Source organism: Pseudomonas nitroreducens NBRC 12694 (assembly GCF_002091755.1).
Classification (GTDB): Bacteria; Pseudomonadota; Gammaproteobacteria; order Pseudomonadales; family Pseudomonadaceae; genus Pseudomonas; species Pseudomonas nitroreducens.
The window spans coordinates 1-15,053 of sequence record NZ_BDAI01000026.1 but is presented as its reverse complement, the minus strand read 5'-3'; the positions used below and the strand labels follow the sequence as shown (position 1 = coordinate 15,053).

Annotated in this window: 11 protein-coding genes; 9 read left to right on the top strand and 2 right to left on the bottom strand. The window is 62.9% G+C overall.

All coding sequences use genetic code 11. The features are described from left to right. Positions 1-27 precede the first annotated feature (27 nt). Positions 28-5,157: an Ig-like domain-containing protein gene (locus tag PNI01S_RS28020; RefSeq protein ID WP_218191862.1), complete on the top strand. Its 5,130-nt coding sequence runs from the start codon at positions 28-30 to the stop codon at positions 5,155-5,157. Between the two features lie 97 nt (positions 5,158-5,254). Further along, positions 5,255-6,151, top strand: a complete 897-nt coding sequence (locus PNI01S_RS28015) for an OmpA family protein (RefSeq protein ID WP_065085133.1) — start codon at positions 5,255-5,257, stop codon at positions 6,149-6,151. Between the two features lie 117 nt (positions 6,152-6,268). Here PNI01S_RS28015 and norR read toward each other — a convergent pair whose 3' ends face one another. Continuing rightward, complete coding sequence (gene norR / locus PNI01S_RS28010) at positions 6,269-7,828, bottom strand: nitric oxide reductase transcriptional regulator NorR (RefSeq protein ID WP_084359852.1); 1,560 nt, start codon at positions 7,826-7,828, stop codon at positions 6,269-6,271. Positions 7,829-7,999: 171 nt separating this feature from the next. Between norR and hmpA the strand changes: the two genes are divergently transcribed. From hmpA to PNI01S_RS27995, 3 genes are read left to right on the top strand one after another with little or no spacing between them, the layout of a single operon-like run. Then, positions 8,000-9,181, top strand: coding sequence for an NO-inducible flavohemoprotein (gene hmpA, locus PNI01S_RS28005; RefSeq protein WP_024767211.1), 1,182 nt, complete (start codon positions 8,000-8,002; stop codon positions 9,179-9,181). Positions 9,182-9,228: 47 nt separating this feature from the next. Next, positions 9,229-9,486 carry a transmembrane sensor/regulator PpyR gene (locus PNI01S_RS28000; RefSeq protein ID WP_084359851.1) on the top strand — a complete coding sequence of 86 codons (258 nt, stop codon included), beginning with the start codon at positions 9,229-9,231 and terminating at the stop codon, positions 9,484-9,486. Next, positions 9,473-10,663: an NnrS family protein gene (locus tag PNI01S_RS27995; RefSeq protein ID WP_084359850.1), complete on the top strand. Its 1,191-nt coding sequence runs from the start codon at positions 9,473-9,475 to the stop codon at positions 10,661-10,663. The genes PNI01S_RS28000 and PNI01S_RS27995 overlap by 14 nt, the downstream gene beginning before the upstream one ends. 153 nt (positions 10,664-10,816) lie before the next feature. On the opposite strand, the gene PNI01S_RS27990 is transcribed toward PNI01S_RS27995, so the two are convergent. After that, the gene (locus PNI01S_RS27990; protein ID WP_084359849.1) at positions 10,817-11,896 is read right to left on the bottom strand and encodes a patatin-like phospholipase family protein; all 1,080 of its coding nucleotides are present in this window, start codon (positions 11,894-11,896) and stop codon (positions 10,817-10,819) included. 147 nt (positions 11,897-12,043) lie between these two features. Here PNI01S_RS27990 and PNI01S_RS27985 point away from each other — a divergent pair, with 147 nt between their 5' ends. Genes PNI01S_RS27985 through PNI01S_RS27970 form a run of 4 tightly spaced genes read left to right on the top strand, consistent with a single transcriptional unit; the run spans position 12,044 to position 14,656 of the window. Next, a complete protein-coding gene (locus PNI01S_RS27985; RefSeq protein WP_024767207.1) occupies positions 12,044-12,352 on the top strand; it encodes a PepSY domain-containing protein in 309 nt (102 codons plus the stop codon). A gap of 23 nt (positions 12,353-12,375) precedes the next feature. Continuing rightward, the gene (locus PNI01S_RS27980) at positions 12,376-12,666 is read left to right on the top strand and encodes a PepSY domain-containing protein (RefSeq protein WP_413247463.1); all 291 of its coding nucleotides are present in this window, start codon (positions 12,376-12,378) and stop codon (positions 12,664-12,666) included. Then, complete coding sequence (locus tag PNI01S_RS27975; RefSeq protein WP_037014490.1) at positions 12,666-13,340, top strand: response regulator transcription factor; 675 nt, start codon at positions 12,666-12,668, stop codon at positions 13,338-13,340. Before PNI01S_RS27980 ends, PNI01S_RS27975 begins: the two co-directional genes overlap by 1 nt. Next, on the top strand, positions 13,337-14,656 hold the full coding sequence (locus tag PNI01S_RS27970) for an ATP-binding protein (RefSeq protein ID WP_038803611.1): 1,320 nt from the start codon (positions 13,337-13,339) through the stop codon (positions 14,654-14,656). The genes PNI01S_RS27975 and PNI01S_RS27970 overlap by 4 nt, the downstream gene beginning before the upstream one ends. Positions 14,657-15,053 lie beyond the last annotated feature (397 nt).

The following is a 15,053-nucleotide window of genomic DNA, read 5'->3' as shown; positions in this document are numbered from 1 at the left end:
GCTCCTTTCAAGCCGACCATTGACCAGGTGCTGGACGATGTCGGTGCGATCCAGGGCCCGATCGCCAACCATGGCGTGACGGACGACCCGACCCCGACCCTGTCGGGCCAGGCCGAAGCCAACTCGAAGGTCACCATCTACGACAACGGCTCCGTGCTGGGCTCGGTGATGGCGGACGCCAATGGCGCGTGGAGTTACACGCCGACCACCGGTATCAGCGAGGGAGATCACAACTTCACCGTCGATGCGACCGACAAGGCCGGCAACACCAGCGTCAAGTCGGATGTCTTCAACCTCACCACCGACTACACCCCGCCGGACTACAGCAAGCTGGCCATTACTGGCGTGCTGGACAGCGTGGGTGAAGTGACCGGTAACGTCGTCAACAATGGCAGCACCGACGACACCCGTCCGGTGATCAGTGGTACCGGCACGGCCGGTGACACGATCTTCGTCTACGACAAGGACTCCACTGGCAACCATCAGGTCGGCAGTGCCATCGTCGATGCCAGCGGCCACTGGTCGCTGACCCCGACGGCCCCCTTGATCTCGGGGGTCAACGAGCTGACTGCAGTCGAGCGTGACCCGGCGGGCAACACCACGGCACCGAGCGCGAAATACAGCGTCACCGTGGTAACGGTAGGGCCGGCTGTGCCGACCATCGAAAGCGTCTTCGACGATGTAGGGCCGTACACCGGCTTCCTGCAGAAAGGTGATGTGACCGACGACAGCCAACCGACCTTCAAGGGCACTTCGGATGCGGGCACCACCGTCAAGCTGTACGACGGCAGCACGCTGATTGGCAGTGCGGTGACCGATGCCAATGGCAGCTGGAGCATTATCACCAGCGCGCTGGCGGATGGTCTGCACAACGTAACCGCCACAGCGACCGATCCTATCGGTCAGGTCAGTGCTCCGACGGGAATCTGGAACTTCAGCGTCGACACCACGGCACCGGCTAATGTGACCGGCCTGGCGGTGACTGACAATGTGGGTGCGGTGACTGGCCCGCTGCATGCGGGTGATACCACCGATGACAACCGTCCGGTGTTCAGCGGCGGAGCCGAGCCGAATGGCAAGGTCATCATCTACGACAACGGCAAGGCAATCGGCGAGGCCGATGTAGGTGCCGATGGCAAGTGGAGCTTCACGCCGACCGCCGCGTTGTCCGATGGCAACCATGCGTTCAGCACGGAAGTGCTGGACAAGGCCGGCAACAGCAGCGGTCAGAACAGCCCGCTGAACGTGATTGTGGATACCTCCAAGGTGCTGGTCTCGATTACCCACCTGATTGACGATGTCGGCAGCATCACCGGCGACATCAGCAATGGTGGCTATACCGACGATACCCGTCCGGAAATCCAGGGTACTGGCAAGGCTGGCAGTGTTGTCACGATCTCCGATGGCAATACGGTGCTGGGTTCTCTCACCGTTGATGCAAGTGAGAAATGGAGCTTTACCCCGGCATTTGACCTGGGGCAGGGTGCGCACAGCATCACAGCCAAGGCGACCGACAAGGCTGGCAACGTCAGCGATCCGACCGCTCCGTTCACCTTCACCATCGACACAGTAGCTCCTTTCAAGCCGACCATTGACCAGGTGCTGGACGATGTCGGTGCGATCCAGGGCCCGATCGCCAACCATGGCGTGACGGACGACCCGACCCCGACCCTGTCGGGCCAGGCCGAAGCCAACTCGAAGGTCACCATCTACGACAACGGCTCCGTGCTGGGCTCGGTGATGGCGGACGCCAATGGCGCGTGGAGTTACACGCCGACCACCGGTATCAGCGAGGGAGATCACAACTTCACCGTCGATGCGACCGACAAGGCCGGCAACACCAGCGTCAAGTCGGATGTCTTCAACCTCACCACCGACTACACCCCGCCGGACTACAGCAAGCTGGCCATTACTGGCGTGCTGGACAGCGTGGGTGATATCACCGGCAACGTCAGCAATGGCGGTGTCACCGACGACGCGCGTCCGGTGATCAGCGGTATCGGCACAGCCGGTGACACCATCACCGTGTACGTCAAGGACAGCACCGATAACCATCGGATCGGTACTGCAATTGTGGACGCGACCGGGCATTGGACGCTGCAGCCTGCGACTGCCCTAGCTTTGGGGCTGAATGACCTGACAGCGGTAGAGTCCGATCCGGCTGGTAACGCCACTGCTCCGAGTGCGAAGTACAGCATCACACTGGATACGACGACGCCAACCAACCTCGCTACCATCACTGGAATCGCTGACGACACCGGCTTCTCCGATCATGATTTCATCACACAGGACCGTACGTTGCTGGTCAGTGGTCAGGTAAACAGTGAAGTTCAGTCTGGGCAGAAGGTGCAGTTCTCTGCGAACGGAGGATTAACCTGGAAGGATGCCACGCTCAGCGATGATCGCTTGCGCTGGACCTATGACAACCGGTCGGTGTCCCTGGCGGATGGTACCTACACCTTCGAGGCGCGCGTCGTCAGTGAATCGGGTATCGCCGGTCAGGTCACGACTCAGCAGGTGGTAATCGACAACTCGCAACCCACGAACAAGGTGACATTTGCTTTGGATCCTGCCAGCGACAACGGCGTGTCCAACACCGATAACATCACCTCGATCATGACGCCAACGATCAACGGTACGGTGAAGTCGGGTAGTCACAAGCTCGAAGATCTGACCATTACGCTGTTCTGGGACAAGAACGGGAACAACCAGATCGACGAAGGCGAGGACATCTACGGCCAGGGCATCAAGGTCAAGAGCGATGGCACCTGGAGTACCGATCTGTGGTCGCTGCACTATGGCGACTACCTGTTGAAGGCGGTGGCGACCACTGCTTCCGGCGTGACTGGTTCGGCGAGCTATGTGGGCTCCCTGGATGACCAGAACCACATCCTGACCATCACCCAGTCGGTGCCGCAGCACTATTACGGCGCCAAGCAGGCAGGGTTCGAGTTCGGCTGGGATGTGGTCAACATCGGTGACTTCAATGGTGATGGCATTGATGACCTGCTGGTGTCCGCACGTAACTCCGATACCTTGGGTCGGGTCAACAACGGTGGAGCCTGGATCCTGTTCGGCAGCGAGAATGGCTTGCCGGTTCTGGACCAGAACACCATCACTAATCTGAAGCCGAGCCAGGGCATCTTCTTCGCGGGTGCCTACAACGGCGACATCATGGGCACCGGCATCAACGCGCTGGGAGATTTCAATGGCGACGGCTACAAGGACGTCATCATTTCTTCTCACTGGCCGGACAAGATCTATGTGATCTTCGGCGGGCCGAACAATAGCTGGGGCAATGGCACGGTGGACCTTGCGACCATCGATGCCGGCGACAACACCCATGGCTTCGTGATCCGTAACCCGGGTGTCAACCCCAACAACCCGTCCGCGCCGGGCTATGACAGCTGGAACGGTATCGGCGTGGGTGGCGGTGGCGACTTCAACGGCGATGGCTACACGGACCTGTTGTTCGGTAACCGCGAAGCGGGCCCGAATAACAGTGGCGCTGGCTACGTGCTGTACGGCGGCGCCAACGTCAACAAGAACATCGTCATGGATTGGAGCAACCCGGCGACTGGTACCGGTTCCAGCCAGACGTGGGCGCACTTCCCGGCGGGCGTGAATGGCACCACGATCACCAACTCGTTCACCGGCACGGTTACCAATTCGTCGCAGGTGAACGGGGTTGACCTGGGTGACTCGATCAACAATGTCGGCGATGTCAACGGCGACGGTATCGACGATTTCGTGATCGCCGACCCACGTGCCAACAACGTCATGTCGCAGGGTTACGGTGCTTCCGCGGGGACCGCCTACCTGGTCTACGGCAAGGCGGGGGGCCTGGGATCTTCAATCGACCTCAAGAACATGACCCTGGATCAAGGCATCCGGATCAACTCGCAGCACTACGAGTGGCTGGGTTCGGCGCGCCAGGATTACTCCACCAACACCATCACTGCGTTGGGCGACATTAACGGTGACGGCATCAACGACTTCGCCATCAGCGCTCCTTACTCGGAGCCGGGCGATCCGGGCCGTGTCTGGATTATCTATGGCAAGGCAGGTGGCTACACCAGCGATATCAACTTGGATGCGCTCAATACCGTCGGCGTGCCGTCGCAGTTCAACACCAACCCGATGTTCGACTCCAGTGTCGGCTCGCTCATCCTCAACGAGAAGGCGACTTACAACACGGCCACCGGAAAGTGGACGCAGAGCACCGTCGATGAATGGTTCGGCGTGAGCATCCGCGCGGGTGGCGACATCAACGGTGACGGTATCAATGACTTCATCATCGGTGCGCGTTACGCCGACCGACCTGGCAAGGGGAGCGGTGATAACTCCGGCGCGGTGTATGTGGTCTATGGCAATGAGCATGGTTTGCCGGCTATCTGGTCGATCAAGGATGTGATCAACGATCCGACCAAGGGCTATGCGCTGTACGGCGAGGGCGCCGGCTTCGAATTGGGCAACGGTGTGGCGATGGGCGACTGGAACGGCGACGGCATGATGGATATCGCCACCGGCGCCTATAACGCTGATTTCACGGCGACCGACTCGGGGGCGATGTATGTCTACTACTCCGCTTCCGACGCATTCACCAAGAAGTACACCAACGGTGACGATTACATCGTCGCGGATGGCAAGGACGACCATGGCAACCCGGTCAATGACTACATCGTTGGTGGGTTTGGCAACGACACCATCGTCAACATCGGCACCTTGGACTATGCCAACGGCGGTGAGGGCAATGACTTCATCCACATCGTCAGCACCGATTTCCTTGGCGTGAATGGTGGCTCGGGGACCGACACCCTGGTGTTCGATGGCCAGGGGTTGAGCATCAATCTGGCAGTCATGAAGAACAAGGTGATCAGCTTCGAGAAGTTCGACCTGGGGCATGGCGGCAACAGCCTGACGGTCAAGCTGGACGACGTGCTGCGGATGGGTGAAAGCGACCTGATGTTCAAGGACGGCAAGAAGCAACTGGTGGTCAATGGTGACGCCAGCGGCAACGTCGACCTGGTCAAGACCGGGATCACCTGGACCGAGTCGAGTGCCACCGGCAACGATGGTCACGCCTACAAGGTGTACAGCTCGGGTACTGGCGAGGTGTGGATCGAGGACCACGTTCAGGTCCATCTCGTCGGCTAAGCGTCGACCGGAGCGCGGGTCTCCCGCGCTCCGGCACTAGCCCCAATTCAATTGCGCGCCTTGTTGTATTCGCAACGAGGCGAAGGAGAGTCTTTCAATGGAATATGCCATTTACAGTGCTACGCACAGAGCGGTCCAACTGAGCATTCTCAGTGTGGCCATCAGTTGCAGTGCCTCTGCTCTGGCCAGTCAGAACGAATCAATCTTTGGTGCTGCGTACCACCCGGTGGAGTCTGTCGTTGCGGAGCAGTCCCAGGTCGTGTTCTTCCGCGGTGCCGACCAGGGTACGCAAGGTGCAAATGTGTATGTGGACCGCGAGCTGCAAGGTGCCTTGATGCCTGGAGGCTATACCGTGTTCTGTATTCCGGCGGGGGAGCACTCCCTGGAGTCCTATATAGGCGATGAACCGCTGTATGAGGGCAAGCTGAACCCTCGGGCGTCGGCAGTCTTCGAGGGCGGAAAGACTTACTTCCTCGAAGTACCGGTAAACCCGAAATCAAGCACACCGGTGGTTCAGGCTCGCCAGAGTGCCGAGCGGCAGTTGCAGGACCTGCGCATGCAGCGTCATGTCATCAATCGCGCCAGTGCGGTCGTGCCCTGCCAGACCGAGACGCACCTGAGTCTGCGCAGTGACGTGTTGTTCCACTTTGGCAAGAGCGGATACTCGGACATTACCGACGTGGGGCACGCGGAGCTACGCAAGATCGCCGAAGCGATCAAGTCGCAGCATGTGGAAAGCGTGGAAGTGGGCGGGCATGCCGATCCCATCGGCAGCGCACAGTTCAATCAACGCCTGTCGGAGGCCCGTGCGCAAACGGTGAAAAGTGTCCTGCTGCAACTGGGCGTGGGCACCGAGGCGATTCGAGCCGTAGGTTATGGCAGTAGTGAGCCTGTGGTGCAGTGTGATGGCGGTTCGCGTAACGATCGAATCAACTGCAACGCGCCCAACCGACGCGTCGACCTGTTGATTCGCGGTAAGCGCTCCGATACCTGAGAATGGCCCTGTGAGGCAATCGGGCTGATCAGCTCATCAGCTGCCTCATCGGAGAAGAGTACCCTCCGGGCCTGCCCACGATTTCGCCCACCTAGCGTCGTGCGGGTCCGGTAGGGTTCATTTGATCGCCAGGCGTCTGGCCAGACGGTTGAGGTTGGCACGATCCAGCCCCATGTCGCGGGCGACGGCAGCCCAGTTGCCGTCGTGCCGTTCCAGGCTCTGACTGATCATGCGCCGCTGGAAGGCATCCACCGCGGGGCGTAGCCCGCCGGTCGGCACGCTGTCCGAATCGCTCGAAGTCTCTGCGGCGCGGTTCTCATCGACACCCTTTTGCAAGGAGTTGAGTGTCAGATCCTCGACACCCAGGCTTAGGATGCGCGAGCGCTGTGAGTGATTCGCGAGCGCTTTCAGAGAGGCACGACCGATCAGGTGCTCCAGTTCCCTTACGTTTCCCGGCCACGGATAGCCAACCAGCGCTGCCTGGGCTTCGCGCGTGAGTCTAAGGCTGCGCAGCCCGAGGCGCGGCCGATTCTGTTCGAGGAAGTAGCCCGCCAGCAGCAGGATATCGTTTCCTCTTTCACGCAGCGGCGGCACGCGCAGTGGGTAGACACTCAGCCGGTGGTATAGATCGGCACGGAAGCGGCCGGCGCGGACCTCTTCGGCGAGATCACGGTTGGTGGCAGCGATCAGGCGCACATCAACGTGATGCTCTCGATCAGAGCCCAGGCGTTGCAGTTGGCCGCTCTGCAGTACGCGCAGCAGCTTTGCCTGGATCGCCAGCGGTAGTTCACCGACTTCGTCGAGGAAGAGGGTGCCGCCATCGGCCAGCTCGAACTTGCCGCGTCGTTCACCCACAGCGCCAGAAAAGGCGCCGCGAACGTGGCCAAACAACTCGCTTTCCACCAGCGTTTCCGGCAGTGCTGCGCAGTTCAGGCTGATCAGCGGCTGGCTACGACGCAGCGAGTTGGCGTGGATCGATTGGGCCACCAGTTCCTTGCCAACACCGGTCTCCCCGGTGATCAATACGCTCAGATCGCTCCCGGCAACCACCTGGATTTCGCCCATCAGCGCCTGGTGGGCTTTGCTCTGGCCAATCAGCTCCTTTGGCTGATCGCCAGAAGCGCGTTGGTAGGCATCCGCGCGCTGCTGCTCCTGGTCGGCGCGCAAGGCTAGATCAAGCATGCGCTGGCTGGCCTTGACCGTGGCAGCTGCCAGGCTGGCAAAGGCCTCCAGGTTGTCCAGGTCGCCCGTGGAGAACCGCTCAGGATCCAGCGCATCCAGGGTCAGAAGGCCCCAGGGTTGGCCGTCGAGGAACAGTGGGCAGCCCAGGCAATCGTGGACTTCCAGGTGGCCGTGGAGTCCCTCCACCAGGCCGTCATAGGGATCAGGCAGGCCGCAGTCGGCGGCGAAGTGTGTCGGCCCCGGATGTTCGATGAGGGCGCGCAGGCGAGGGTGCTCGCTGATCTTGAAGCGGCGGCCGAGGGTGTCCTGGCTGAGTCCATCGACGGCCAGCGGCACCAACTGGTCGCCTTCCAGGCGCAGCAGGGCGGTAGCATCGCAAGGCAGCAGGCCGCGAAGGGCTTCGAGCAGGCGGCGGTAGCGTTCGCCGTCCGGTAATTCGCGGGACAGATCGGCGACCAGCGGGAGGAGGGTGGCTAGCAGAGGGTTTCGAGTCATTTTGACCTCTATTAAGTCTTTTTGACAACAGAAGATATGGGTCATTATGACTCATTTTTAAGCGCATGGCCCGGAAATAAAGGGCTGCGAGCTTGGCACGCTTCCTGAAACACACCTTTCAGAAAGCACAGGCAGACCCACTGGCTGTCTGGCCAACTCGAGGAGATCCACATGCTGTCCAACGAACACCGTACCCTGGTCAAGGCCACTGTCCCGCTGCTGGAGACTGGCGGAGAGACCCTGACCCAGCATTTCTACAAGATGATGCTCAGCGAGTACCCGGAAGTTCGTCCGCTGTTCAACCAGGCGCACCAGGCCTCCGGGGACCAGCCCCGCGCGCTGGCCAATGGCGTGCTGATGTATGCCCGCCACATCGATGAACTGGAGCAGCTCGGCCCGCTGGTGGCGAAGATCGTCAACAAGCACGTCGCCCTGCAGATCCAGCCGGAGCACTACCCCATTGTCGGCGCCTGCCTGCTACGCGCGATCCGCGAAGTGCTGGGCGAGGAGATCGCCACGCAGGAAGTGATCGATGCCTGGGCCGCCGCTTACGGCCAACTGGCGGACATTCTGATCGGCGCCGAGGAGTCGGTGTATCAGCAGAATGCCGAGCAGCGCGGCGGCTGGCGTGGCGCCCGGCGCTTCCGCATCGCCCGCAAGGAAGCCGAGAGCGAGGAGATCACCTCGTTCTACTTCCAGCCGCTGGATGGAGAGCCGCTGCTGGACTTCCAGCCTGGGCAGTACATCGGACTGTCCCTGGAGATTGGCGGGGAAGAAGTGCGCCGCACCTACTCGCTGTCCGACGCGCCGAATGGCCGTGAGTACCGCATCAGTGTGAAGCGTGAGCCCGAAGGCAAGGTTTCGAGCTACCTGCACGACCGCCTGAACGTCGGTGATGAACTGGACCTGTTCCCACCTGCGGGCGATTTCGTCCTGCGCAGTAGTGACAAGCCGCTGGCACTGATCACGGCCGGGGTCGGTATCACCCCGGCGCTGGCGATGCTTAAACCGGCGCTGGAATCCGGTCGCGAAGTGCATTTCATCCACTGCGCTCGCCACGGTGGTGTGCATGCGTTCCGCGAGTGGGTAGAGGCGCAGTCCGACGCGCATCCGCAGCTCAAGCATTACTTCTGCTACAGCGAGCCGCGTGCCCAGGACGCCGCGCACGTCGAAGGCTTCCTCAGCCAGGAGCTGTTGGCTGACTGGCTGCCGGAAGACCGCGATCTGGACGCCTATTTCCTCGGGCCCAAGCCGTTCATGGCGCAGGTTAAGCGTCACCTGCGCGAGATCGGCGTACCTGAGCAACAGTCCCACTACGAGTTCTTCGGCCCGGCCAGCGCGCTGGAGGCCTGAACCTTGGCGCCGGTCCGATGGGCCGGCGCAACCCGAGGAGGTGTGTGATGGAACGTCTTTTCGCCTGCCCGCAACGCAATCTGTCGATGTCCTGGTCGCTGCTGACCGGCGGCCTCGTGCTGCTGCTGCTGGGAATCGTGGGAGCCTATTTCGTCGATGGTCATCTGAGCCTGCAAAGCGTTGTCGCAGCTCATGCCTTCACCATCCTCGGGCCCACATTATTGAAGCTGGGCTACGTGCTGCGGCTGGTGGCCCAGCATCAGATGCGCAAGGACGGTTGGGAGGCTTGCTGTGTTGCTGGTTGATCGAAAGGCTCTGCTGACCATCGCGCCATTATGGCGCCTGGGGTTCCGCCCGTTCTTCCTCGGTGGAGCGGTGTTCGCGCTGATCGCCATCGCGGCCTGGGCGGCCGTGCTGCTTGGCGTATTGCCCACGTGGCAGCCGCTGGGCGGCTGGCTGGGCTGGCATCGCCATGAAATGCTCTTCGGCTTCGCGGCGGCGATCATTGCCGGCTTCCTGCTGACCGCCGTGCAGACCTGGACCGGGCGCCCCGGCGTCAGTGGCACGCCGTTGATGGTGCTGTCGCTGGTCTGGCTGGCGGCGCGGGTGGGCTGGCTCGTCGGGGCGCCGCTATGGCTGGTCACCGTGCTGGAGTTGGCGTTCATGCCGGCACTGGTGTTCTTCATCGGTCGCAGTCTGTGGCAGGTCCGCCAGAAACGTAACTACCCGATCATCCTGGTGCTGAGCCTGCTGACGCTTGCCGATGCACTGGTGATGGCCGGCGTCTGGGAGGGTAACGAGAGCTGGCAGCGCGGTGGCGCGTTGGGTGCGCTGTGGCTGGTGGCGGCGCTGATGGGGCTGATCGGCGGTCGCGTGATTCCCTTCTTCACCCAGCGCGGGCTGGGCCGCACCGCTCAGGTGCCGGCCTGGAACTGGCTGGATAACTCACTGCTGGGCGGCACCCTGCTGGTGGCGGCGCTGACCGCAGTCGGTATCGGCCTGACCCCGCACCCGCTGGTGGGCTTGCTGTTTGCTGCGCTGGCGATTGGGCACCTGATCCGCTTGTGGCGTTGGTACGACAAGGGCTTCTGGGGTGTGCCGCTGCTCTGGTCGCTGCACCTGGCCTACCTGTGGATGCTGCTGGCCCCGGCGGGGATGGCGCTGTGGAACTTTGCGCCGACCTTCAACGTCAGCCTGGCGATCCACGCCCTGACCGTGGGCGGGGTGGGCGGTCTGATCCTGGCAATGATCGCCCGCGTCAGCCTGGGCCATACCGGGCGACCGCTGCAGCCGCCCAAGGCAATGGCCTGGGCGTTCGCTCTGCTCAACCTTGGCGTGGTCGCGCGGGTCCTGCTGGTGATCTGGTGGCCGCTGGAAGGCTTGAGCATCGCGGCTGGCTGCTGGGTCGTGGCTTTCCTGATGTTCGCCTGGCACTACGGCCCGATGTTCTGGAAGCCGCGGCTGGATGGGCAGCCGGGCTGAGTCTGTCGCTGCGGTCTGCTGATCACGCTGCAGATTTCTCAATGGGGCGGCCGGAGAGACATCGCGGACGGAGTCCGCTCCTGCGCGCGGGTTGCTGCTGTGCGTTTTTGCAGGAGCGAGCCTGCTCGCGAACCGCCGGTGGCGGGGAGATGGCTAGAGTGGCAAGAGGTGCTCGCCGAGCCGACCGCTGTCCGCCAGTTCGAGAAACTCGTCGCCCATCCGCCGGCTTTCATCCATTGCCTTGCGCCAGTAGCGCTCGCGGCCCGCGTCGTCGCCGATGTAGCGGTGGAAGTCCTTGCGGTCCGGCAGCTTGTTGTGCGGCAGGCGCGCCAGGTACTCCTTCGACGGGGCGAGCAGCAGCACATCCTGCAGGCGTCCGGCGTCACCACGGCGCCAGGGCAGGCCCTTGTCGAACCAGCCGGGAATGACCTTGTCGGTGAAGTGCGGGTAGAGCACCACGCCTTCGGGCTGGTAGGGCAGGTCCAGGTGATAGTCCAGCAGGCCGCCGTCGCGGTAGGTGCCGGGGCCGGCGCCGGGAATGTCGCGCACGCCTTCCATGACCATGGGGATGGAGCCAGAGGCGAGCAGCGCGTGGCGCAGGTTGGCCAGGTCCAGGTGCAGGTAGCGCGAGGGGAAGTCCGACAGCGGCTCCAGCGGCGGTGCCCGGCGGGCGTCATGGATGATCAGCCGTTCGAAGTGCCGGTGCAGGTGGCGGCGGCCGACCAGGTTGTCGCGGATCACCGCCCCCAGGCCCAGGCCGAGATTGGCCTTGCCGTCCTGCGCGAGGCGACCGTGGCTCTTCACCACCACCACGTTGAGGCGGTACCAGGGGTTGTCCAGTACGCTGGTATCGCGGCCGTCGAGCAGGTCGTCGAGCATTTTCGCGCAGCTCCTCGACACGTCGCTGATGCTCGCGTTGCGGGCAAAGCGTTGCTGGGTATAGAGCTCGCCCAGGCGGCGAATGCCTTCGGCCGGGTCGGGCAGGCAGGCGCTGGCGAATCGCCAGGAGCCGATGGACGCCCCGATCAGCGAGCGCTCACGTGGCGCTCGCGGCAACCATTCGCCGAACAGCGCGAGGTCCAGGCCCTGGATGCCCAGTGCCTTCGGCCCGCCGGCGGCACCGGGGAGGATTCCTACATCGGCGGGGGCCAGCCCCTGTTCGCGGATGCGTTGGAGCGCGCGGCTTCCAGCCTTGAGGGTGAGGGAGGAAGTCTTGATCTGGATGGCGGTCATGCGGGCCTCGCTGTGGCAGGCCGCGATTATAGAGCCTGTGCGCGTGGAGCAAGGATACTTCACGGGGTGAATGATCGTTGCCGATTCAGCTTGAATTAAGTCCTTCACCTTAATCTGACAGCAGTGAAATTCTGATGAGGTACGCTCATGAAATGGCTGCTGATCCTGACCACGCTCTGCGCACTGCTGCTGGGTGCCGGCGTTGCCACGGCCCATGACATTGGTCCTGACGAGGCGTTGCGCTTGCGCGATGCGGGCACCATCCGCAATTTCGAGGAGCTCAACCGCACCGCGCTGACCAAGCATGCCGGCGGTTCGGTGTACGATAGCGAGCTCGAGCTGGAGCATGGCCGCTATCTCTACAAGGTCGACATCAAGGACGCACAAGGCGTGAAGTGGGATGTCGAACTGGATGCGGTCACCGGCGAAGTCCTCACCGATCACCAGGACGACTGATGAAGACCGTTTTGCTGCGCGCGATGCTGTTCGGCTTGGGGTTCACCGCCCTGGCCGGCGCCGCGCAGGCCCATGACCTGAGCCAGGACGAAGCCCTGCGCCTGAGCAAGGAAGGGGTGATCCGCCCCTTCGAGGAAATCCTCCCCGCCGCGCTGAGCCGCTACCCTGGCTCGCGCCTGCTCGAAGCCGAGCTGGAGAGGGAGCACGGCAACTACATTTACGAAGTGGAGTTGCTCACCGTCGACGGTGTGGTGCGCGAACTGGAACTGGATGCCCGCGACGGCCGCATCCTCAAGGATAAGGAAGACGACTGATGCGCCTGTTGCTGGTGGAAGACCACGTACCTCTGGCCGACGAGCTACTGGCGACCCTCACGCGCCAGGGCTATGCGGTGGACTGGCTGGCCGACGGTCGCGACGCTGCGGTGCAAGGCGCCAGCGAGCCGTACGACCTGGTGATCCTCGACCTGGGCCTGCCGGGCCGTCCCGGGCTGGAGGTGCTGCAGGAGTGGCGCGGCATGGGCCTGGCGACGCCGGTGCTGATTCTCACCGCACGGGGCTCCTGGGCCGAGCGCATCGACGGCCTGAAGGCCGGCGCCGACGACTATCTGACCAAGCCGTTTCATCCTGAGGAACTGATGCTGCGTATCCAGGCGCTGCTGCGGCGTGCCCACGGGCTGGCGAACCAGAGCCAGCTGGAAGTGGCCGGGTTGAGCCTGGATGAATCGCGCCAGTGCGTGCAGCAGGGCGGCAAGGAAGTCGACCTGACATCCGCCGAGTTCCGTCTGCTGCGGTACTTCATGCTGCATCCCGGCCAGCTGCTGTCGAAGTCGCATCTGGCAGAGCACCTGTATGACGGCGAGACCGAGCGCGACTCCAATGTCATCGAGGTGCATATCAATCACCTGCGCCGCAAGCTGGGCCGCGAGATCATCGAGACCCGTCGCGGGCAGGGCTATCGCTTCACCGGCAACGGAGCCGCCAATTGATATCGATCCAGCGCCGGCTCGGTCTTGGGCTGGGTGTGGTACTGGTGGTGGTCGGTCTCGTGCTGGCCCAGGCGGGCCTCTGGCTGTTCGACCAGGGCTTGCGCCGCTATCTGGTGAACGGCTTGCAGGACGAGGCGGAAAGCCTGCTGGTGGGTATCACCCGTGGTCCCGCGGGGTTGCAGCTGGACGGCCAGCGTGTCGATGCGGTCTATGAGCGGCTGTTCTCCGGGCGCTACTTCGTCATCCGCTTCGACGAGCAGACCTGGCGTTCTCGATCGCTGTGGGACAACGAGCTGCAGTTGCCCTCGCACAAGGGGCTGGCCAAGTCGCTGGAGAAAGGCCCCGAAGGCCAGCGGCTGCTGGTCTATCGCGGCGACTACAAGCGCTATGGCAAGAAAATCAGCATCGTCGTCGCCCAGGACTACACACCCGTCCTCAAGAGCTTCAATCGTCTGCGCAATATCGGCCTGGGCGCCGGAGCCCTGGCGTTGCTGCTGATCCTGGTGTTCCAGGGCTTCACCGTGCGCCGTGCCCTGCGCCCGCTGGAGCGGGTACGCCAGCAGATTGCACAGTTGCAGGAAGGTCAGCGCAGCCAGTTGGACAGCCAGGTGCCCCGTGAGCTGGAGCCGTTGGTGGAACAGACCAACCACCTGCTGCAACACACCGAGGATACCCTGCGCCGCTCGCGCAATGCGCTGGGCAACCTGGGCCATGCCCTGAAAACCCCGCTGGCGGTGCTCATCAGCCTTGCCGAACGCGAAGAGCTGCGTGATCACCCGGAGCTGCGGCGAGTGCTGCAGGAGCAGTTGGAGCAGATCGAACAGCGCCTGGCCCGCGAACTGGGGCGTGCGCGGTTGGTGGGCGAGGCATTACCCGGCGCGCACTTCGACTGTGATGCCGAGTTGCCCAGCTTGTGCGACATGCTCAAGCTCATTCATGGCGATCACCTCGCCATCGACTGGCAGGCGCCGCCCGCCACGCGCTTGCCGTATGACCGGGAAGACCTGCTGGAGATGCTCGGTAATCTGCTGGACAACGCCTGCAAATGGGCCGATGCCCAGGTGCGATTGACGGTGGAGAAGGGCGCAGACGCATACCGGCTGAGCGTGGACGACGATGGTCCCGGTATTGCCGAGGACCAGCGAGACAGCGTGTTGGAACGTGGCACTCGGCTGGATGAGCAGGTGGCCGGGCATGGTCTGGGCCTGGGCATCGCGCGAGATATCGCGGCGGCCTGCGGTGGCAGCCTGAAGCTGGAAAGCAGCGAGCTGGGTGGGTTGCGGGTGGTTGTCGAATTGCCCCGCCGCTTGGCGTGATAGAGCCGGCGCGACTTTATTGGTTGGCGTTGTTCGGATGGGTTGGGATGGTGCCGTGCCGTGCCGTGCCGTGCCGTTCGCGAGCAAGCTCGCTCCTACAGGGGCTGCAGCGTGGGCTTTTTGTAGGAGTGAGCTTGCTCGCGAACCCGGTGCAATGTGGCTGAATCGCGGACAAAGTCCGCGCCTACGGGATAGGCGTGTGCTTGGCCGGCCCTCACCCTAACCCTCTCCCAGCGGGAGAGGGGACCGTTCGGAGTGCTGTGGAAGTAAAGCGTTAGCTGGTTATCAATGACGCAGAAAGAGCGGCGAGCGTACAGGCGCGTGCGGACTGCCCCCTCTCCCGCTGGGAGAGGGCTGGGGTGAGGGGGAAGCCCACGCGCCGGTGTAAAACCTCAGA